The organism is Streptomyces sp. NBC_01537, assembly GCF_045040445.1.
Lineage (GTDB): Bacteria > Actinomycetota > Actinomycetes > Streptomycetales > Streptomycetaceae > Actinacidiphila.
In genome coordinates this window covers 3,588,166-3,607,214 of sequence record NZ_CP109392.1, presented here as the reverse complement: position 1 = coordinate 3,607,214, position 19,049 = coordinate 3,588,166, and the positions used below count along the sequence as shown (strand labels likewise).

Sequence of the window (19,049 nt, the reverse complement as noted above, 5' to 3'; positions counted from 1 at the left end):
GGTCAGAAGAAGGTCCGGATGTAGTCGCCGACGGTGGCGCCGTCCGCCTCCGTCAGCGGGATGAGCTGCCACTTGTCGAAGGCCGTGCAGGGGTGCGAGAGCCCGAGGGCGACCCAGTCGCCGACCTCCGCTTCCGCGCCCGGGGCGACCTGGACGAAGGCGTGCTGGTCGGCCAGGGCGGTGACGGTCAGGCCGTCGGCCGGGCGGGTCGTGCCGTCGGAGCGCCGCACCAGCTGGGGGACGGGCAGGTCGAGGTCGTAGGGCGCGTCGCGCTTGCCCGCGTTGAGGAGCGCGAGCCCGGGCTCGGGGCGGGAGACGACCTGGGCCCACAGGCGCAGGGCGGGTTCGAGGGAGCCCTTGTCGGGGATGCGCTCGTGGAAGGGGGTGACATCGCTGTAGTGGACGTCGTCATGGCTGACGTACGCGCCCGAGCGCAGCAGCTTCAGGACGGGGCGGGACAGGCCGCCGACCGGCTCGAACGCCTTCGCCACGAGGTCGAACCACTGGCTGCCGCCCGCGCTCAGCACGATCTCGTCGGTGTCCGCGAAGCGCCCCGCCGTGTCGAACCCCTCCGCCAGGGCGACGAGTTCGCCGAGCCACGCGCCGACATCCGCCGCCGGCGCCTCGTACCCCGCGACTCCGACCAGCCGCAGGTGCCGCGCGGCGGCCACCGCGTCGGCGACCTCGGCCGCGGCGCCGGGGCCGCGTACGCCGGTGCGGCCGCCGTCGGTGCCCAGCTCCACGACCACGTCGACGCGGCGCGTGAGCGCGGCGTCCATCAGCTCGACGCCCCGCACGGAGTCGACGTAGCAGATGAACCGGAAGTCCGGATCGGCGTCCAGCTCGGCGGCGAGCCAGCGCAGCGCGGCCGCGTCGACCAGCTCGTTGGCCAGGAAGACGCGCCGGACGCCGAACGCTCGGTACACCCGCACCTGGTGCGGCACGGCGGCCGTGATGCCCCAGGCGCCCTGGGCGAGCTGCCGTTCGAAGAGCTGCGGGGCCATGGAGGTCTTGCCGTGCGGCGCGAAGTCGAGGCCGTACGCGCGGGAGTACGCGGCGAGCTGGGTGAGGTTGTGCTCCAGGGCGGGGGCGGAGAGCGTGAGCAGCGGTGTGGTGAATCCGCCGTCGAACAGCGAGCGGCGCTGGGCTGCGAGTTCGCGCACGGTCAGGCCCGCGGCGTCGGCGGGCAGCCCCTTGAAGCGATGGTCGATCCGCTCCTCGTACAGCTTGGACAGCTCGTGCAGCTCGTGCAGCTCGTCGGCTCCCAAGGGAGACCCCTCCCGTTGCAATATCCGCAATGAATGTTGCGTACTGTGCTTCACGTTGTCTAACATCCCGGCCAGTGCCGGGTCAACGACATGAGGACACGAGGACACGCGAACATGAGCCAGACAGTGGACCGCGCGCTGAGCATCCTGCCCCTGCTCGCCGAGGGACCTGCCAGCCTGGCCGACGTGGCGACCCGCCTGGACGTCCACAAGTCCACCGCGCTGCGCCTGCTGCGCACCCTCCACGAGCACGGCATGGTCTACCGCCAGGAGGACCAGCGCTACCGCCTCGGCTCCCGGCTCTTCGCCCTGGCCCAGGAGGCGCTGGAGAACCTCGACGTACGCGGCATCGCGCACCCGCACCTCCTGGCGCTGAATGAGAAGACCGGCCACACCGTCCACCTCGCGGTCTACGAGGACGGCGAGGTGATCTACATCGACAAGGTCGACAGCCGCTACCCGGTCCGCATGTACTCACGGATCGGCAGGCCCGTCGCCATCACCGTCGCCGCCGTAGCCAAGCTGCTGCTCGCCGACCTGCCGGAGTCCGAGCGCCGCGTCCTGGCCGAGAACCTCCAGTACCCGCGCTACACCGCGAAGTCCGTGACCGACGCCGCCGCCTTCCTCGACGAGCTGACCCGGGTCCGCGAACTGGGCTGGGCCAGCGACCTGGGCGGGCACGAGGAGTCCATCAACTGTGTGGCCGCGCCGATCCGCGGCGCCGACGGCCGGGTCGCGGCCGCCTGCTCGATCTCCGCGCCCAACGTCGTCGTCACCGCCGAGGAACTGCTGAAGCTGCGCCCGCTGATCCTCCGTACGGCGGAGGCCATCAGCCGGGAGATGTCCGGAAGACCGACCTCCACCGAGGAAGAAACCGCATGAGCGCCAAGACCGCGATCACCCCCGCCACCCACGCCGCACCGCCCGCGAAGTTCTCGCACGGCGTCCGCAAGGGCAACATCCTCCAGGTCGCCGGACAGGTCGGCTTCGGCCCCGCCGTCGAGGGCCGGGCACCGGCCCCGGTCGGTCCCTCCCTGCGCGAGCAGACCCTGCAGACCCTCGCCAACGTCCAGTCGGTCCTGGAAGCGGGCGGCGCGAGCTGGGAGGACGCGGTCATGATCCGCGTCTACCTCACCGACACCGCCCACTTCGCCGAACTCAACGAGATCTACAACGACTTCTTCGCCGACCTCAAGAGCCCCCCGGCCGCCCGCACCACCGTCTACGTCGGGCTCCCGGCCGGTCTGCTCATCGAGATCGACGCCCTGGCCGTCCTGGACTGACCGTCACCGCCACGGCGGCGGCCCGTCCATCGGCCGTCCGACGACCCCCGGGCGCCGCTGCCACGGCAGCGGGCCGCTTGGCGGCCGGTACTCGACGCCCAGCGCGTCGAGCCGGCCGTAGTGGGCGGCGGTCATACGGTCCGCGAAGCCGGCGAAGTCCCGTTCGGCGGGCGGCGGCAGCGGACGCCACACGACCTCGGCGAAGGCGCACAGCCGGGGGAAGGACATGTAGTCCACCACCCGGGCGGAGTCCATCACCTCCGTCCAGGCGTTGGCCTGGGCGCCGATGACATGCCGGGCCTCCTCCGGGGTGAGCCCGTCCGGCACCGGCTCGAAGCGGTAGACGTCCTCCAGACTGCGCGCGTGGGCGATCGGCACCGGCTCGTCCGCGCCCTCGGACTGCCGCCAGTCCAGGTAGACGTACTGCTCGGGGCACATGACCACATCGTGGCCGGCCCGCGCCGCGTCGATTCCGCCCGCGTAGCCCCGCCAGGACGAGACCGCCGCGCCCGGCGCCAGGCCCCCTTCCAGGATCTCGTCCCAGCCGATCAGCCGCCGCCCGCGCGCGGCCAGCCAGCCGTCGAAGTGGCGTACGAACCAGCTCTGCAGCTCGTCCTCGTCGGCCAGGCCCTGTTCGGCGATGCGCTGCTGGGCGGCGGGGCTGGCCTTCCACTGTTCCTTGGGGCACTCGTCGCCGCCGATGTGGACGAAGGGGGAGGGGAAGAGGTCCAGCAGCTCCGCGAAGACGTTCTCGTAGAAGGCAAGGGTCGCGTCCGACACCCCCAGCACATTGGGGTTGACGCCCCAGGCCGTCCAGGGCTCCAGGGCGGCGGTGTCCACCACATCGGTGTTGCCGAGCTCCGGATAGGCGGCGATGGCGGCCTGCGAGTGGCCGGGGATGTCGATCTCGGGGACGACGGTGATGTGCCGTTCGGCGGCGTAGGCGACGATCTCGCGGATGTCGTCCTGCGTGTAGTGGCCGCCGTGCGGCCGCTCGTCCCACAGAGTGCTCTCCCGCAGGCCGACCTTCGTACGCGCCCGCCAGCCGCCGACCTCCGTCAGCAGCGGATAGCGCTTGATCTCCACGCGCCAGCCCTGGTCGTCGGTCAGATGCAGGTGCAGGACGTTCAGCTTGTGCGCGGCCAGCAGATCGAGATAGCGCAGCACGCCGTCCTTGGGCATGAAGTGCCTGGCCACGTCCAGCATCATGCCGCGCCAGCCGAACCGGGGCGCGTCGTCGATCTCGACGCCCGGCACCCGCCACAGCGCCGCCGGGTCGAGCGGGGCCCGCCGGTACGCGGCCGGGCCGAGGAGCTGCCGCAGCGTCTGGACACCCCAGAACACCCCGGCCGCCCCGCCGCCCACGATGCGTACGCCGGCCGCGTCCACGGACAGCCGGTAGGCCTCCGGCGCCAGGGTGCCGTCCACGGAGAGGCCGATGCCGGAGCCCTCTCCCGGCGGCAGCGGCAGGCCGGTCGCGGCCCCCAGCGTGGATCGTAGCCAGCGGGCCACGTCCTCGGTGCCGGGGCCGGCGGAGACGGCGGTGTGCTGGTCGATGACGTATGACGCGCCCTCGACGGGGCGGCAGCTCAGCGGGGCGGGGATGAGGTCCATGGTGTCGCTCATGGTGCTGTTCAACCTTTCACGGCCCCGGCGAGGCCGGAGACGAGTCGGCGCTGGACGAGGACGAAGAAGACCAGCACGGGCAGGGTCATCACGGTGGAGCCCGCCATGATGCCGCCCCAGTCGTTCTGGTCGGGTTTGAAGAAGACCAGCAGGGCCATCGGGAGGGTGGAGTTCTCGGTGGCGCTGATGATGAACGACTTGGCGAACAGAAAGTCGTTCCAGGTGCTGATGAAGGAGAAGATGCTGGTCGCCGCGAGCCCCGGCAGGACCAGCGGGAACAGCACCTGCCACAGGAAACGGGCCCGGCTCGCGCCGTCGATCATCGCCGCCTCCTCCAGCGACTCCGGGACCGCCTGGACGAACCCGCGCAGCATCCAGACCGCGAAGGGGAGGGAGAAGGCCAGATGGACCAGGATCAGCGAGCCCAGCGTGTTGAGGCCGACGCCCGGGACGGCGTCGCCCAGATCCCGCATGAGGAAGAACAGCGGAATGGTGAGCGCCTCCACCGGGACCATCTGCGCGACCAGGAACATGATCAGCACGGTCGTACGGAAGCGGAACCGGAAGCGCGTCACGGCCGTCGCCGCGAGGAACGCGGCCAGCGCGGACAGCACCACCACCGCGCCCGCCACGAGCAGGCTGTTGAGGAAGTACCGCCCGAAGTCCTCCTGCCAGAAGACGCGCCGGAAGGAGTCCAGGCTCGGGTGCAGCGTCCACGGCTTCGGGTGCAGCGACTGGACCTCCCCGGCGGGCTTGAACGCCGACAGCACCATCCAGTACAGCGGGAAGGCCACGACCAGGGCGATCAGCACCGCCGAGGCCTCGGCGGCCAGCCGGTAAGGACGACGTATCCGGATCACAGTTCCTCCCCCTGCCGCCGCAGCAGCCGCAGATAGCCCAGCGTCACGGTGAGCAGGATCAGCAGCATCACGACGCCGATCGCGGAGCCGAGTCCGTACTCGGACGAGGCGAACGCCTTCTGGTACGCGTACACATTGAGGACGAGGTTCTGGCCGGCGATGCCGCCGCCGCTGGTCATCACATAGATCTGGCCGAAGACCTTGAAGTCCCAGATGATCGACTGGATGGTCACCACCAGCAGGATGGGCCGCAGCATCGGCGCCATGACGCTGCGCCAGGTGCGCCAGGAGGACGCGCCGTCCAGCGCCGCCGCCTCCAGGACCTCGGCCGGGATCGCCCGGATGCCCGCGTACAGGGTCACCATGACGAACGGGAACGAGCACCAGACGATCTCCATCAGCACCAGGGCGAAGGCGCTGTACCGCCCGTACGTCCAGGAGTAGTCCTGGAAGCCGGTCAGGCCCAGCCACACCAGGGCCTTGTCGACCGGGCCGTAGTCGGAGTCGAAGAGGAAGACCCAGACGGTGGAGCCGGTGACGGCCGGAGTGGCCCAGGCGCCGAGCGCGGCGAACATCAGGAGCAGCCGAGGCAGGGCGCGCACCTTCGTCAGGAGGACGGCCAGCGCGCAGCCGACGGCGAGGGTGCACACGACGCAGGCGGCCGCGAACAGCAGGGTGGTGAGCAGGACCTGCCAGAACTGGGGGTCCTTGAAGAGGGTGTTGTAGTTGTCGAAGCCCACGAAGGCGGTCGGCTGGCCGCCGCTGACCTGCGCCTGGGTGTAGCGCAGGAAGGAGATCAGGCCGAGCTGGTAGATCGGGTAGACCAGCAGGCCGCCGAGGAGGATGAGGGCGGGGGCGAGGTAGAGCCACGGCGTCCAGTGCCCCGCCCCCGTCCGGTTCCCCTTCACCGGCTTGCGCGGGCGGGGAACCGGACGGGCGACGGAGATGACGTCGGACCTGACATCGAGGTCACGAGCCATGTGCGAGGTCCTGTTCAGCCGGCTGAGGCGAAGGCGGCGTCCATCTTCTTCGCCGCGTCGGCGGTGGCCTGGTCGACGGACTTCTTGCCGGTGACGATCTCCTGCATCATCGTCGGGACCACCGCCTGCGAGTCGATCGCGCTCCAGGCCGGGGTGACCGGCACGAACTTGGTGCCCGACTGCAGCGTCTTGACGAACGGTGCCTCCCACGCCGTCTTCTGCGCGACCGCAGACTGCACGTCGCTCAGCGCCGGCATGTTGCCCATCGCGTCGAACATCTTCTGCTGGTAGTCCGCCCCGCCGAGCAGTTCGGCGAAGTCCGCCGCGAGCGTGCGGTGCGAGGTGCTCTTCATGACGCCGAGGTTGTTGCCGCCCGCGAAGGCGGGCGCGATCGATCCCGAGGTCAGACCGGGAAGCGGAACCACCGCGTACTTGCCCTTCACCGTGCCCGCCTCGACGGCCGCGTGGCTGTAGTCGCCGCCGATCGCCATCGCCGATTTGCCCGACGCGAACGCCTGGATGCCGGCGTCGCCGCCCATGGCCGCGCACTGCGCGGGCGGGCAGTTGGTCTTCGCGATCAGGCTGGTGTAGGCGGCGACGCCCTTCCTGGACGCCGCGCTGTCGATCGTCGCGGTGTACTTGCCGCTCTTCTCCGTGGCCAGGTCACCGCCGTTGGCCCACACGAACGGCAGCATGCCGAAGACGTTCATCGCGCCCGCCGCCACGCCGTACAGCTGCGAGTTCTTCGCGTGGATCTTCCGCGCCGTGGTGATGAGCTCGGCCTGTGTCGTCGGGGGCTTCAGGCCCAGGGTCTTGAAGACGTCGGTGCGGTAGTACAGGGCCCGTACGCCCACGAACCAGGGGACGCCGTAGACCTTGCCGCCCACGCTGACCGAGGACTTCACGGAGTCCGTGACGTTCTTGGCGTCGGCCCAGGCGCCGAACTCCGAGCTGATGTCGGCCAGTCCGCCGTCCGCCACGTATCCGGCGGTGTCGGTGTTGCCGAACTCGACGACGTCCGGGGCGCTCTTGGGGTCGTTGAACGCGGCCTTCATCTTCTCGGCGCGGGTGTCGATCGGGATGTAGGTGACGTCGACCTTGGCGCCGGAGTGCGCCTTGGTGAACTCCGAGACGGCCTGGGCGACGACCTTCTGCTTGGGGGCGTTGTTGACTTCCTGGAACAGCCAGACGCGCAGGGTGCCGCTCTTGGAGTCGCTGCTCGATCCCTGGTTCGACGAGGTGGAGGGTGCGCAGGCCGTTGCCGCCGCGAGCCCCGCGGCGATCAGCAGGACGGGAAGGGCTCTGCGGGAGGGACGGTGTGAACGGTTCATGGGGAGCTTCTCTCGCGAGGGTATTGCAACATGTGCAACGCTCGATTCAGAATGCACAACGGAGGCTAAAGGCCCGCCGTGAACGGCCACAAGAGGTCTGTACCTCTGTGTTCGTAAAGCCGTCATTTCGCGGTGCCGCAAACCCGCGCGATCCGCAAGAAAACGTGATCCGCATCGAGGACAGAAGCTGACCGCAAGGGTCCGTAGCGTCGTAGTCATGACCAACGACACCGCACTGCGGCCCTACCGGATCGACTTCCCCCAGGCCGACCTCGACGATCTCGTCGAGCGCCTGGCCCGCACCCGCTGGCCCGACGAACTGCCGGGCGCCGGGTGGGAGTACGGCGTCCCGCTCGGCTGGGTGAAGGAGGTGGCCGAGTACTGGCGGACCGCGTACGACTGGCGGGGGCAGGAGGCCCGGCTGAACGCACACCCCCAGTACGTCACCGGGATCGACGGCGCCGATGTGCACTTCCTGCACGTCAGGTCACCCGAGCCGGACGCGCTCCCGCTGGTGCTCACCCACGGCTGGCCGGGGTCGGTGTTCGAGTTCCTCGACATGATCGGCCCGCTCACCGATCCGCGCGCCCACGGCGGCGACCCGGCCGACGCCTTCCATGTCGTCGTACCCTCCCTCCCCGGCTTCGGGCTGTCCGGGCCGACCCGCGAGGCGGGCTGGGACCGCTCGCGGATGGCGCGGGCCTGGACCGAGCTGATGGACCGGCTCGGCTACGGCGGGAGATGGGGCGCCCACGGCGGCGACATGGGCTCGCTGATCGGACGCGAGCTGGGCGTGCAGCACCCGGAAGGGCTGATCGGCACGCATGTCACCCAGATATTCGCCTTCCCGTCCGGCGACCCTGCGGAGTTCGCGAAGCTGACGGAGGAGGACCACCGGCGGCTCGGGATCCTGGCCGGATTCCGGACCCGCAACGGCTATCAGGCGATTCAGTCCACCCGGCCGCAGACCCTCTCGTACGCCCTCACCGACTCGCCCGCCGGCCAGCTGGCCTGGAACGCCGAACTGTTCAACGGCTTCGGCGACGTCGCCGACTCCATCGACCGCGACGCCTTCCTGGCCAACGTCACCCTCTACTGGCTCACCGGCACGGCCGGCTCGGCCGCCCGCGTGTACTTCGAGGACGCCCGGGCGGGCGCCTGGGAGAAAGAGGAACACAACCCCGTCCCGACCGGGGTCGCCGTCTTCCCCGATGATTTCAACTCCATCCGGCTCTTCGCCGGGCGGGCCAACAACATCGTCCACTGGAGCGAGTTCGGGGAGGGCGGGCACTTCGCCGCCCTGGAGAAGCCGGAGCTGCTGAGCGGGGACATCCGGGCCTTCTTCCGCGGGCTGCGCTGAGCGGGTGGCGCTGAGCGGTGGCCGGGCGGGCGGGGCCTACCCAGGGCCCGCTCGGCCACCGGGCCTACGGCAGCGTGTCGAGGTGGGCGCCGACCGTGCCGGAGAAGGAGTTGCCGTTGGACGCGTCCCAGTTGGTGGACCAGGTCATCGCCCCGCGCAGTGCCGGGTACGTCGTGGACGGCTTGAAGGAGCCGCAGTTCGTGCCCAGGGTGAGGCAGTCGAGCGCGGCGTTCACCACGCTCGGTGACACATAGCCGCTGCCGGCCGCGCTGCTCGACGCGGGCAGGCCCAGGCCGACCTGGGAGGGCGCGAGGCCGCTCTGGAGCTGGATGCAGGCCAGGGCGGTGATGAAGTTGACGGTGCCCTGGGAGTAGACGTTGCCGTCGCAGCCGTTCATGGAACCACTGTTGTAGTACTGGGTGTTGACGACGGTCAGGATGTCCTTGATGTTGAGCGCGGTCGCGAAGTAGCCGCTGGATGTGGACTGCATGTCGATGGTCTGCGGGGCCATGGTGATGACCAGGCCGGAGCCGGCCTTCGCGTAGAGCGCTCGCAGGGCCTGGGTCATGTAGGTGGCGTTGAGGCCGTTCTCCAGGTCGATGTCGACCCCGTCGAATCCGTAGGTCTGCATCAGCGCGTAGACGCTGTTGGCGAAGTTGGTGGCCGAGGCGGAGTCGCTGACGCTGACGGTGCCGTTCTGGCCGCCGACCGAGACGATCACCTTCTTGCCGGTCGCCTTCTTGGCCGCGATGTCGGCCTTGAACTGCGACACCGAGTAGTTCAGCGACGAGTCGAGGGTGAAGGAGACCGCGCCGGCCGTGGTCGTGGCGTCGGCGAAGGCGACGGCGATGATGTCGTACTGGTCCTGCACCTGGGCGATGGTCTGGACGGTCGCGCCGTTATTGAAGTTCTGCCAGTAGCCGGTGAGGGCGTGCTTGGGCAGGGCGGTGCCGCCGGTGCTGGTGGCGGTGGGGGTCGGGGTCGGGGTGGGCGTGGGCGTCGGTGTCGGTGTCGGCGTGGTGGTCGTCGCTGTCGCCGTCGGGGTGGCGGTGCCCGCCGGGCCGGTGAGGCTCACGTCGTCGGCGTAGTAGGCGGGCTGGGCGTACCAGCCGTGCAGGTACAGGGTGACGGAGGTGGTGCTCGCGCCCGTCGTGAAGCTGGTGCTGATCTGGGTGTACGAAGTCGCGGACGGCGTCCAGGTCGACGGGTCGGCCGTGCCGGTGCCGGTGGCGCCGAGGTAGACGTACGAACCCTGGACGTAGGCGCTCAAGGTGTAACTGGAGCTGGGCTTCACGCTGACGGTCTGGGTGCACTGGGCGTTGTCGGACGAGGTGGGGGTGCCCGTGAGTGCGGCGGCGCCGCCGTGCACGGGGCTGCTGACGGCGGCGCCGCTGGACGACGTACACGTCCAGCCGGAAAGGCCGCTCTCGAAACCGGGGTTGGTGACGAGGTTGGTGTCGGCGGCCCTGGCGGTGCCGGTGGTGCCGGTGACGAGGCCGGCCACGGCGAGCGCGGCGGCCGCCACGAGGGCTGGAGCTCTGAGCGCACGTTCCACTACTGCCTCCTGGGGGAGAGGAGTTGGGACCAGGGCCGGGCCCTGGGGAGGTGAAAGAGCTGCACGAGTGGCCACCCTGCGCGGAGCAGTCTGGTCCAGACCAATGGATTGGTCAATACCTTTGGGGTGAGGGGGCGTTGGGGGTGGTGAGTTCGCCAACTGTTCGGCAACTTTGTGCGCAGGTCCGGTCACCCACCGATAGGCTCTGCCCGCGGGCCGGTCATATGCCCGGCCGTAGGGAGGTGCGGAAGCGGTGTCGAGCGTCATTGCGGTCACGGCGGACGATCTTGCGCTCTCGCTCGAACATCACCTCATGCGCATCGTCGCCTCCCTTGAGGCATACGGGCACGTCGTCGCCCTCGTGCCCCCCGATCCGGCCGACCCCGTACGCCGCCGTATGCACACCCTGCGCGCCGCGCTGGACGCGGACCGGGTGGCCATCGTCCCCGTCGACCTGCCGCCGCTGGCGGGGGCGCTGCTCGTCGAGCAGCTCCGGCAGCTGGCCAACACCGACCTGGGCCCCGGCGTGCTGGCCGGCGCGGCCCGGCTGCTGTCGCACTACCTCTACTCGGGCGCGCTGCTCGGCTCGGTCGCCAAGCTGGACCGCATCGACGTCCCCGTAGGCGCCCACCTGAAGTCCCTGGTCCCCGGGCGGCACTTCGCGGCGCTGGCCCACCCGGAGCCGTACCTGGGCGTGGCCGACGTGACCGCCATGCCGTCGGGGCCGTCCTTCCTCACCCAGCTCGCGGTGGCCACCGGGCACGGGGTGGACCCGGGGTGGGTGAAGGGCGCGCTGGCGCAGGCGTGGCGTACGCAGTTCACCCGGGACGTCCCGCTGCCGCCGGACTCGGCGAGCTGGTGGGGGACGGGCCGGCTGGTCGAATTCGTGGCGTACATCGCGGATGTGGGCGTGCTCTATCAGGTCGTGACGTCGGTGCGGCGGGACACCTGTGGCTGGTGCGGACTGGAAGTCATCGGAGATCAGTGCCTTTTCTGCTCTGCGAAGGTCGATGGGCGGGTAAGGACACCGCAACCGGTGGTAGTAGCAAGCAACAGCGGCAGCAGCATTCGCAGCAGCGGTAGCACCAGCAGCAGCGGCAGAAGAGCGATAGAGCGTTAGGGCCCCACACCTATGAATTCACGTCAGCGTCGCGGCATCGTCCTCCTCGTGGTCTCCGCCGTGTGCGCGATCGCCGCCTTCGCCGGAGTGCTCGCGGTCATCGGCGACACCCGGTCCGAGGTGGGATCGAAGGTCACCGCCTACCGGCTGACCAAGGACGTACCGGCGTACGAGTCCGTGACCGCCGCCCAGGTCAAGAAGGTCCAGATCCCCAAGCGCTGGCTGCCCAGCACCGCCGTGCACAGCCTGTCCGAGGTGACCGGGAAGATCGCCGCGACCGAGCTCAAGAGCGGCTCGCTGCTGCAGACCGACATGGTCGCCGCCCGGCCCGCGCTCCAGGCCGGGCAGATGGAGATCGCCATCATGATCGACGCGGAGACGGGCGTGGCGGGCAAGATCCGGCCCGGGGACAAGGTCAACATCTTCGCGACCTTCGCCGGCCGCAAGGACACCGACCCGGACATCTCCCAGATCATCGTCACCAGCGCCCAGGTCATCGACGTCGGCGAGATCAAGGCGTTCGAAAGCAACTCCGACTCCACGCGGGTCGCCGACCAGGGCGTCCCCATCACCTTCGCCCTCGACGCCGCGAACGCCCAGCGCGTCGCCTACGCCGAGTCCTTCGCCAAACACGTACGCCTGGCGCTGGTCGCCCCCGGCGACACCACCGTGCCCAGCCCGCGCGACCGCACGTACACCCTGGCGGGCGACGGGGTGACGTCGTGACACGGGTGGTGACACGGGTCGTGACACGGCCTGCGGCCGGTCGCTTGTCGCCGATCGATGAGAAGGGAGGACGTACATGACCGTACGGATCCTGTCCGGCACCCCCGACCCGGACACCGCCCGCGCCCTCACCGGCCTCCTCGGCCAACTGCCCGCCGCCGAGCCGGCCCCCGCCCTCCCCGACTCCACCACGCTCCTGGACGCCCTCGCCCGCGCCGCCGAGGCCGGCATCGACGAACTCCCCGAGGCCGTCGTCGTCCACGACCTCATCTCCCCGATGCCCGCCCTGGAGCTCATCCGCGAGATCGCGCTGCGCTTCCCGGCCGTCGGCGTCGTCCTGCTGACCGCCGAGCCCAGCCCCGCCGTCATGTCCGGCGCCATGGACTCCGGCGCCCGCGGCGTCATCGGCCTGCCCCTGTCCTACGACGAGCTCGGCGCCCGCATCGAGGCCGCCGCCGCCTGGGCCACCGGCGTACGGCGGCACCTCTCCCCGCAGCGCGCGGCTCTCCCCGCCGTCGTCGGCGGCCGGCTCATCGCCGTCTCCGGTGCCAAGGGCGGCGTCGGCACGACCGTCACCGCCGTCCAGCTCGCGCTGGCCGCCCACGCGGCGGGCAGGACCACGGCCCTGGTCGACATGGACCTCCAGGGCGGCGACATCGCCTCCTACCTCGACGTCCAGTTCCGCCGCTCCCTCGCCGACCTCGCCGACATAACCGACGTCACGACCCGCATCCTCCAGGACGCGATGTACGTCCACGAGGCGGGCCCCGCCCTGCTGTTGGCCCCCGGCGACGGCGAACGCGGCGAGGAGGTCACCGACCGCTCCGCCCGCCACGTACTGCACGCCCTCCGCCAGCGCTACGAGGTCGTGATCGTCGACTGCGGCACGCAGATGACCAGCGCCAACGCCGTCGCCGTCGAGACGGCCGACGCCGCAGTCCTCGTCACCACACCGGATGTCGTGGCTGTACGGGCCGCCAAGCGCATGGTCCGCATGTGGGACCGGCTCCAGATCCGCAAGCCGCAGGACGTCACCGTCGCGGTCAACCGCCACACCCGCGCCACCGAGATCCAGCCCTCCCTCATCGCCCGCATCACCGGCACCCGCATCGCGGCCTCCGTCGTCCCCGCCGCCTACAAGGAACTCCAGACGGTCATCGACGCCGGCCGGCTCCAGGACCTCGACAACCGCTCCACCATCAAACAAGGCCTCTGGGCCCTCGCCGCCGAACTCGGCCTCGCCGCCCCCGCCCACGCCCGCCCGCCCGCGAAGCGCGCCCGCCGCGGCGACCGGGGCGGCGACCGGGGCCAGGTGACGCTTGAGACCCTGGGCATGACCCCGATCATCCTTCTGACGCTGATCCTGGTCTGGCAGGCCGTGCTGGCCGGCTACACGTTCACCCTGGCGGGCAACGCGGCGGACGAGGGTGCGCGGGCCCTCGCCGTGGGCACCGCCGCGGACGCGGAAACCGCTGCCAAGAGCGACCTCCCGGGCGCGTGGAGAGGGAGCGCGACGGTCGGTACGGGTACGGCCGACGGCCAGGTCACCGTCACGGTGGCCCTCAATGTGCCGGTCCTCTTCCCCGGTTTCATCGACTTCCCGCTGACGGTGACCGGGCATGCGTCGGCCGTCGACGAGGAGACCGACCAGTGACGGGGCTGACGGGGCTGACGGGGCGCAAGCGCGATCGCGGCTCCGCCTCGCTCGAATACCTCGGCGTCCTCCCGATCCTGCTCCTGCTCGCCCTCGCCGGGATACAGCTGGGCCTCGTCGCCTACACGGCCGGCCAGGCGGGCACCGCCGCCCGCGCCGCCGCCCGCATGGAGGCCCGGTACGACCCGCCGGTCAGCGGCCAGACCGCGGGGAACAACGCCGTGAGCGACTGGCTGGACCCGCAGATAGGGATCGACACCACCGGCGACTCCGTCACGGCGACCGCCACCATAGACGTCCCTTCCGTCATCCCCGGCGTCAACATCTTCGGTCCCGTACACCGATCCGCCACGATGCCGAAGGAGGACACGACCTCATGAGCCTCCGCGACCGCCTCGTCACCGCCGTCGACGACAACGCCCCCCAGACCCAGGAGGGCCATCTCGTCGCCGTCTACCGGGCCAAGCTGCTCCAGGAGATCGACCTCGCCGAGATGTCGGCGCTGGCCGCCGCCGAGCGCCGGCTGCGCCTCGAACGCGTTCTCGGCCACATCATCAGCCGCGAGGGCCCGGTCCTTTCCACCAAGGAGCGCGGCGGCATCATCCGGCGCGTCGTGGACGAGGCCCTGGGCCTGGGCATCCTCGAACCGCTCCTCGAAGACGCCTCCATCACCGAAATCATGGTCAACGGCCCCGACAAGATCTACATCGAGCGCGGCGGCCGCATCGAGCAGGTCGACGCCCGCTTCTCCTCCGCCGAGCAGCTGCTCCAGACCATCGAACGTATCGTCTCGACCGTCAACCGCCGCGTCGACGAGTCCAATCCGATGGTCGACGCCCGCCTCCCCTCCGGCGAGCGCGTCAACGTCATCATCCCGCCCCTGTCCCTGACCGGGCCGACCCTCACCATCCGCCGCTTCCCGCGCGCCTACACCCTCAACGAGCTGATCGGCCTGGGCACCCTGGACGAGCACATGCTCATGCTCCTGTCCGCCCTCGTCCGCGCCCGCTTCAACATCATCGTCAGCGGCGGCACCGGCTCCGGCAAGACCACCCTGCTGAACGCCCTCTCCGGCCTCATCCCCGACATCGAGCGCATCATCACCGTCGAGGACGCCGCCGAGCTCCAGCTCCAGCAGGAGCACGTCATACGCCTGGAAACCCGCCCCCCGAACGTCGAGGGTCAGGGCCGCATCACCATCCGCGACCTCGTACGCAACTCCCTGCGCATGCGGCCCGACCGCATCATCGTCGGAGAGGTCCGAGGAGGCGAGACCCTCGACATGCTCCAGGCCATGTCCACCGGCCACGACGGCTCCCTGGCCACCGTCCACGCCAACTCGGCCGAGGACGCCGTCCTGCGGCTCCAGACCCTGGCCTCGATGTCGGAGGTCAAGATCCCCTTCGAGGCACTCCGCGATCAGATCAACAGCGCCGTGGACGTCCTCGTCCAGCTCCGCCGCGATGTGGACGGCACCCGCCGCATCACCGAGGTAGCCATCCTCTCCTCCCAGGGCCGCGACACCTTCCGCCTCACCACCGCCACCCGCTTCCGCGCCGAGCCGCTCGGCGTCGACCGGATCGTCCGCGGCTGGTACGAACACCACCCCGTCCCCCGAGCCCTCGCCGAACGCCTCTTCCTGGCCGGTGAACACGTCCCCGCCGCCTTCGGTGTCGGCGACACCGAGCTCGAACTCGCCACCAGGGAGGCGAAGTAGCGATGACATCCAGCCAACTAGTCTGGCTCGTCCTTGCGGTCTCCGCCCTCACCCTCCTCCTCGCCGTCCTCGGCCTCCACGCCTACGCCGGCGGCCGCCGCGACCGCGCCGCCCTCGTCGAGCGCCTGGCCGACATCCCCGGCGTCCAGCGCAGCTCCGTCCCCTTCGCCGCCCTCGACCGCCGCGTCCGCCGCACGGCCTGGGGCCGGCGCCTGGAGGGCCGCCTCGCCGCCACGGGTACGAACCTCACGCCGGGGCAGTTCGTCGCGGCCGGCACCGGTGTCATCGCCGGTGCCTGGATCCTCGCTGACGTGATCTTCGCGCCCTTCTTCGGCCCGATCGCCGCCTTGCTGGCGGGCTGGGCCGCCATGTCCTTCCTGAGCTGGCGGCAGCGCGTACGCAACGAGCGCTTCATCGCCCAACTGCCCGAGCTCGCCCGAGTCCTCGCCAACGCCACGCAGGCCGGGCTCGCCCTGCGTACCGCGGTGGGCATGGCCGCGGACGAGCTCGAAGCCCCGGCGGGGGAGGAGCTCCGGCAGGTGGACGACGCCCTCGCGATGGGGCATTCCGTAGAGGACGCGCTGGGCGGACTCCAGGGCCGCCTGCCGAGCCGCGAACTGGTGGTCCTTGTGTCGACGCTGGTGCTGTCCAGCCGTTCCGGTGGCACGATCGTCGAGTCCCTGCGCAACCTCACCGTCACCCTTGAGGAGCGCAAGGAGACCCGTCGTGAGATCCGCACCCAGATGTCCCAGGTCACCGTCACCGCCTACGCCGTCCCGGTCATCGGGATCGGCTCCCTGCTCCTCCTCAACCAGATGATGCCGGGCGCGCTCAGCGCGATGACCGGCTCCGGCCTGGGCCGGATCCTGGTCCTTGTCGCCCTCAGCATGTACGTCGTCGGCTTCGCCCTCATCCGCCGCATGTCCCGGATCGACGTCTGATGGGCGGCGCCGGCATGAGCATCGGCATCGCCCTGGGCCTGGCCACCCTGACCGCCCTCGGCGTCACCGGCGTCGTCTACGGCATCGGCATCTACCGCTCCGAGGTCAAGCTCCCCTCCGACCTCCAACTCGCCCTCGAAGTAGGCCGCACCCGCACCACCAAGGTCGGCAACGCCGTCGACCGCCTCGGCATCCGCTGGGTCCCCCTTGTCCTGCGCCTCATGGGCCCTGCCCGCGTCAACCGCGCCCGCGCCCGCATCGACCACGCCGGACACCCGTACGGCCTGACCGTCGACCGCTACGCCGCCCGCCGTGCCGTCTACGGCTTCCTCGGCGGCCTGGCCGCGCTGGCGGTTCTGCAGTCCGGCCACTGGCTGCTGGCTCTCGTGATGATCGCGTACGGCCTCGGCTGGACCGACCTCGGCATCTGGCTGGCGGTGCGCAGGCGACGTGACGAGATCGAGCGTGTCCTTCCGGATTTCCTCGACGTCCTGGCTGTCGTGGTGAGTTCGGGGCTGGCATTCCGCCAGGCCCTGGAGCGCGTCTCCACCGTCTACGAGGGCGCCTGGTCCGATGAAATCCGCATCGCCCTCAGGCAGATGGACGTCGGCATGAGCCGCCGGGACGCCTTCGACCAGCTGCGGAAGCGCAACCGCAGCGACCAGGTCGGTCAGTTCGTCACCACCCTGCAGCAAGGCGAGGAACTCGGCGCCCCGATCGCCGCCACGCTGCTGCAGATCGCCCAGGACATGCGCCGCACCGAGGCCCAGAACGCCCGGCGCCGGGCGGCTCGTACAGTGCCGCGCGCGACTGGCGTGATTACGACGCTGCTCGTGCCCGCCACCATGATCCTTCTGATGTCGGGCATGGTCTTCGGCTCGCGAATCAACTTCGGTGCACTCTTCGGGAATGGCTGAGGCGGGTGGTGGGTAGTGAGCCGAACCGTCATATTGAGTACATCGGTTGGCGCGGAAGGGGGTGCGGGAGTATGGGGTCGCGGTGTACCTTTGCATACGCAACCTTATTTGCACCTGCAACCCAGAACGAATCGCTACGGGCCGCAGACGGCTCAGTGAGAGGTGGGGGGCCATGGACGACATCAGCGTCACGGTCCGGCCTGCCGACCTCCGTAGCGGTAGCGAGAGGCCGATCCGCGCAAGGAGCGCGTTCGGCGTTCGTCGGTTGATGCAGGCAGGGAGTCGGTGCCATGAGCAAGTGGGTTGTGAACCGGAGAACCGCGCTGCGGGCGTGGTTGCGGCAACGTGGCGACGGCGGGCAGACGTCGTTCGAGTACTTGGGCATCGCGGTGGTGATCGTGATCATCATCGTGGCGATCGCGACGTCGGGCGTTGGTACCAGTATCGCCAACGGGATCACGCAGGCGGTCCAGGACATCATCGGCGCTGGGGGAGACTAGGCGGGCAAGCCCGCCGCGACCAGGGCCAGACCATCGGCATCTACATCGTGGCTGTGGCTGCGTTGCTCTTTCTTGCGTTCGCGTATTTCGCGGTCGGCCAGGCGGCAGTTGCCCGCAACGGTGCTCAGACCGCCGCCGACGCGGCGGCTCTGGGCGCCGCCCGTACCGCCCGGGACGGCGTCGAGGCCGACTTTCTCACCGCGTTGACCGCAGGCGACATCGACAAGCTGAACGACCTGCTCGCCGGCGTGGGCATGAATGGTGACGGAGCGGCCTGCACGGCTGCCACCACATATGCGGCTGACAATCACGCCGATCGAACGAACTGCGACCGGGTGAACAACCCGCCGGGGTACGCCGTGGGCGTTCTCACCCAGGGGACGGTTGGCAACTCGGTTGTAGCGGGCACTGAGAACATGCACGCGCAGGCGCGGGCCACAGCGGTCGTCGAGTCCGTCTGCACCGCTGAGGACGCCGGTGCGAGCGGGGTCACCTTCTCCTGTGACAGTGGCACGGTGACCGTCGACCCAACCGCCGTCGGTTTCCAACTGAACCTGGCGGAGTTCTACTCCGTCCATCTCAGCGGCTGAGGAACGGGGGACCCATGGGTGTTCGGTGGCGGGCGAAGGACGGCAGTACGCCGCTCGCAGCGGTGATCGCCGTATGCATCGCGTTGACGCTGACGGGCTGTGGCGGGGGCGGTGGCGGCAAGAAGAACAATGGCGCGTCGCAGACCACGTCCAGCGCCGCGCAGAAGACGGCCGGCTCGGGCGGGACGTCTTCTTCGCCAACGGCTGACTCAACCCAGACGCTGGCCCAGATCAAGGGGCCGGATGACATCACCGTCACCATCAACTCGGCCACGCGTGACTCCGGCGGCTTCGTGACGGTCAGCGGCACGCTGACCAACAACGGCAGCAAGTTCTTCAGCGCGATCAACTGGAAGGGCACGGAAGTCGCGATCCAGAAATCAGGCCCTTCCGTCGCTGGGGCGGTCCTCGTCGACGAAGCCGGCAAGAAGCGCTACTACGTCCTCCGGGACACCGAGGGCAAGTGCCTCTGCACGATGGGGCTGAACTACGTCAAACCCGGCGCGACCGTACCCATCTTCGCCCAGTTCCCCGCGCCGCCCGAGTCCACCACCCAGGTGCAGTTCCAGCTCCCGACGATGCCCCCCGCCAGCATCGAGATCTCCGACTCGGAGGGGTGAG

19 protein-coding genes are annotated in these 19,049 nt (G+C 70.1%); 13 read left to right on the top strand and 6 right to left on the bottom strand.

Features of this window, described 5'->3' with window-relative positions:
• Nucleotides 1-2: 2 nt before the first annotated feature.
• The gene (locus OG607_RS16420; RefSeq protein ID WP_405723903.1) at nucleotides 3-1,268 is read right to left on the bottom strand and encodes an alanine racemase; all 1,266 of its coding nucleotides are present in this window, start codon (nucleotides 1,266-1,268) and stop codon (nucleotides 3-5) included.
• Between the two features lie 114 nt (nucleotides 1,269-1,382).
• On the opposite strand from OG607_RS16420, the gene OG607_RS16415 reads away from it, so the two are divergent.
• Nucleotides 1,383-2,150, top strand: a complete 768-nt coding sequence (locus OG607_RS16415) for an IclR family transcriptional regulator (RefSeq protein ID WP_405723901.1) — start codon at nucleotides 1,383-1,385, stop codon at nucleotides 2,148-2,150.
• A complete protein-coding gene (locus OG607_RS16410; protein WP_405723899.1) occupies nucleotides 2,147-2,551 on the top strand; it encodes a RidA family protein in 405 nt (134 codons plus the stop codon). The genes OG607_RS16415 and OG607_RS16410 overlap by 4 nt, the downstream gene beginning before the upstream one ends.
• A gap of 3 nt (nucleotides 2,552-2,554) precedes the next feature.
• Here OG607_RS16410 and OG607_RS16405 read toward each other — a convergent pair whose 3' ends face one another.
• Genes OG607_RS16405 through OG607_RS16390 form a run of 4 tightly spaced genes read right to left on the bottom strand, consistent with a single transcriptional unit; the run spans nucleotide 2,555 to nucleotide 7,348 of the window.
• Nucleotides 2,555-4,177: a beta-N-acetylhexosaminidase gene (locus OG607_RS16405; protein WP_405723897.1), complete on the bottom strand. Its 1,623-nt coding sequence runs from the start codon at nucleotides 4,175-4,177 to the stop codon at nucleotides 2,555-2,557.
• An 8-nt stretch (nucleotides 4,178-4,185) separates the two neighbouring features.
• Nucleotides 4,186-5,037 (bottom strand): carbohydrate ABC transporter permease, encoded by an 852-nt coding sequence (locus tag OG607_RS16400; protein WP_405723896.1) that lies wholly within the window; start codon nucleotides 5,035-5,037, stop codon nucleotides 4,186-4,188.
• The gene (locus OG607_RS16395; protein WP_405723895.1) at nucleotides 5,034-6,017 is read right to left on the bottom strand and encodes a carbohydrate ABC transporter permease; all 984 of its coding nucleotides are present in this window, start codon (nucleotides 6,015-6,017) and stop codon (nucleotides 5,034-5,036) included. The genes OG607_RS16400 and OG607_RS16395 overlap by 4 nt, the downstream gene beginning before the upstream one ends.
• 14 nt (nucleotides 6,018-6,031) lie before the next feature.
• Nucleotides 6,032-7,348, bottom strand: a complete 1,317-nt coding sequence (locus OG607_RS16390; RefSeq protein ID WP_405723893.1) for an extracellular solute-binding protein — start codon at nucleotides 7,346-7,348, stop codon at nucleotides 6,032-6,034.
• A 217-nt stretch (nucleotides 7,349-7,565) separates the two neighbouring features.
• On the opposite strand from OG607_RS16390, the gene OG607_RS16385 reads away from it, so the two are divergent.
• A complete protein-coding gene (locus tag OG607_RS16385; protein ID WP_405723891.1) occupies nucleotides 7,566-8,708 on the top strand; it encodes an epoxide hydrolase family protein in 1,143 nt (380 codons plus the stop codon).
• Between the two features lie 64 nt (nucleotides 8,709-8,772).
• On the opposite strand, the gene OG607_RS16380 is transcribed toward OG607_RS16385, so the two are convergent.
• Nucleotides 8,773-10,263 carry a chitinase gene (locus tag OG607_RS16380; protein ID WP_405723890.1) on the bottom strand — a complete coding sequence of 497 codons (1,491 nt, stop codon included), beginning with the start codon at nucleotides 10,261-10,263 and terminating at the stop codon, nucleotides 8,773-8,775.
• Nucleotides 10,264-10,516: 253 nt separating this feature from the next.
• Here OG607_RS16380 and OG607_RS16375 point away from each other — a divergent pair, with 253 nt between their 5' ends.
• The 10 genes from OG607_RS16375 (at nucleotide 10,517) to OG607_RS16330 (ending at nucleotide 19,048) form a co-directional block, all read left to right on the top strand.
• The gene (locus tag OG607_RS16375; RefSeq protein WP_405723888.1) at nucleotides 10,517-11,383 is read left to right on the top strand and encodes a hypothetical protein; all 867 of its coding nucleotides are present in this window, start codon (nucleotides 10,517-10,519) and stop codon (nucleotides 11,381-11,383) included.
• 12 nt (nucleotides 11,384-11,395) lie between these two features.
• On the top strand, nucleotides 11,396-12,109 hold the full coding sequence (cpaB, locus tag OG607_RS16370) for a Flp pilus assembly protein CpaB (protein WP_405723886.1): 714 nt from the start codon (nucleotides 11,396-11,398) through the stop codon (nucleotides 12,107-12,109).
• Nucleotides 12,110-12,185: 76 nt separating this feature from the next.
• Nucleotides 12,186-13,763 carry a CpaE family protein gene (locus OG607_RS16365; RefSeq protein ID WP_405723884.1) on the top strand — a complete coding sequence of 526 codons (1,578 nt, stop codon included), beginning with the start codon at nucleotides 12,186-12,188 and terminating at the stop codon, nucleotides 13,761-13,763.
• Entirely contained in the window at nucleotides 13,760-14,143 is a 384-nt protein-coding gene (locus tag OG607_RS16360; RefSeq protein ID WP_405723882.1) for a TadE/TadG family type IV pilus assembly protein, read from the top strand. The genes OG607_RS16365 and OG607_RS16360 overlap by 4 nt, the downstream gene beginning before the upstream one ends.
• Nucleotides 14,140-15,480, top strand: a complete 1,341-nt coding sequence (locus OG607_RS16355) for a CpaF family protein (RefSeq protein ID WP_405723881.1) — start codon at nucleotides 14,140-14,142, stop codon at nucleotides 15,478-15,480. Before OG607_RS16360 ends, OG607_RS16355 begins: the two co-directional genes overlap by 4 nt.
• A 2-nt stretch (nucleotides 15,481-15,482) precedes the next feature.
• On the top strand, nucleotides 15,483-16,421 hold the full coding sequence (locus tag OG607_RS16350; RefSeq protein WP_405723879.1) for a type II secretion system F family protein: 939 nt from the start codon (nucleotides 15,483-15,485) through the stop codon (nucleotides 16,419-16,421).
• A gap of 14 nt (nucleotides 16,422-16,435) precedes the next feature.
• Nucleotides 16,436-17,338, top strand: a complete 903-nt coding sequence (locus tag OG607_RS16345) for a DUF5936 domain-containing protein (RefSeq protein WP_405723877.1) — start codon at nucleotides 16,436-16,438, stop codon at nucleotides 17,336-17,338.
• Nucleotides 17,339-17,628: 290 nt separating this feature from the next.
• Complete coding sequence (locus tag OG607_RS16340) at nucleotides 17,629-17,838, top strand: hypothetical protein (RefSeq protein ID WP_405723876.1); 210 nt, start codon at nucleotides 17,629-17,631, stop codon at nucleotides 17,836-17,838.
• A 32-nt stretch (nucleotides 17,839-17,870) separates the two neighbouring features.
• Entirely contained in the window at nucleotides 17,871-18,428 is a 558-nt protein-coding gene (locus tag OG607_RS16335; RefSeq protein ID WP_405736820.1) for a pilus assembly protein TadG-related protein, read from the top strand.
• Nucleotides 18,429-18,442: 14 nt separating this feature from the next.
• The gene (locus tag OG607_RS16330) at nucleotides 18,443-19,048 is read left to right on the top strand and encodes a hypothetical protein (RefSeq protein WP_405723874.1); all 606 of its coding nucleotides are present in this window, start codon (nucleotides 18,443-18,445) and stop codon (nucleotides 19,046-19,048) included.
• Nucleotide 19,049: the final 1 nt, after the last annotated feature.

What these genes read in the sequence shown, in the direction of transcription:
- OG607_RS16415 (WP_405723901.1), top strand. Translation starts at nt 1,383, where the DNA reads ATGAGCCAGACAGTGGACCGCGCGCTGAGCATCCTGCCCCTGCTCGCC.
- OG607_RS16410 (WP_405723899.1), top strand. Translation starts at nt 2,147, where the DNA reads ATGAGCGCCAAGACCGCGATCACCCCCGCCACCCACGCCGCACCGCCC.
- OG607_RS16405 (WP_405723897.1), bottom strand. Translation starts at nt 4,177, where the DNA reads ATGAGCGACACCATGGACCTCATCCCCGCCCCGCTGAGCTGCCGCCCC.
- OG607_RS16395 (WP_405723895.1), bottom strand. Translation starts at nt 6,017, where the DNA reads ATGGCTCGTGACCTCGATGTCAGGTCCGACGTCATCTCCGTCGCCCGT.
- OG607_RS16390 (WP_405723893.1), bottom strand. Translation starts at nt 7,348, where the DNA reads ATGAACCGTTCACACCGTCCCTCCCGCAGAGCCCTTCCCGTCCTGCTG.
- OG607_RS16385 (WP_405723891.1), top strand. Translation starts at nt 7,566, where the DNA reads ATGACCAACGACACCGCACTGCGGCCCTACCGGATCGACTTCCCCCAG.
- cpaB (WP_405723886.1), top strand. Translation starts at nt 11,396, where the DNA reads ATGAATTCACGTCAGCGTCGCGGCATCGTCCTCCTCGTGGTCTCCGCC.
- OG607_RS16365 (WP_405723884.1), top strand. Translation starts at nt 12,186, where the DNA reads ATGACCGTACGGATCCTGTCCGGCACCCCCGACCCGGACACCGCCCGC.
- OG607_RS16355 (WP_405723881.1), top strand. Translation starts at nt 14,140, where the DNA reads ATGAGCCTCCGCGACCGCCTCGTCACCGCCGTCGACGACAACGCCCCC.
- OG607_RS16350 (WP_405723879.1), top strand. Translation starts at nt 15,483, where the DNA reads ATGACATCCAGCCAACTAGTCTGGCTCGTCCTTGCGGTCTCCGCCCTC.
- OG607_RS16345 (WP_405723877.1), top strand. Translation starts at nt 16,436, where the DNA reads ATGAGCATCGGCATCGCCCTGGGCCTGGCCACCCTGACCGCCCTCGGC.
- OG607_RS16340 (WP_405723876.1), top strand. Translation starts at nt 17,629, where the DNA reads ATGAGCAAGTGGGTTGTGAACCGGAGAACCGCGCTGCGGGCGTGGTTG.
- OG607_RS16330 (WP_405723874.1), top strand. Translation starts at nt 18,443, where the DNA reads ATGGGTGTTCGGTGGCGGGCGAAGGACGGCAGTACGCCGCTCGCAGCG.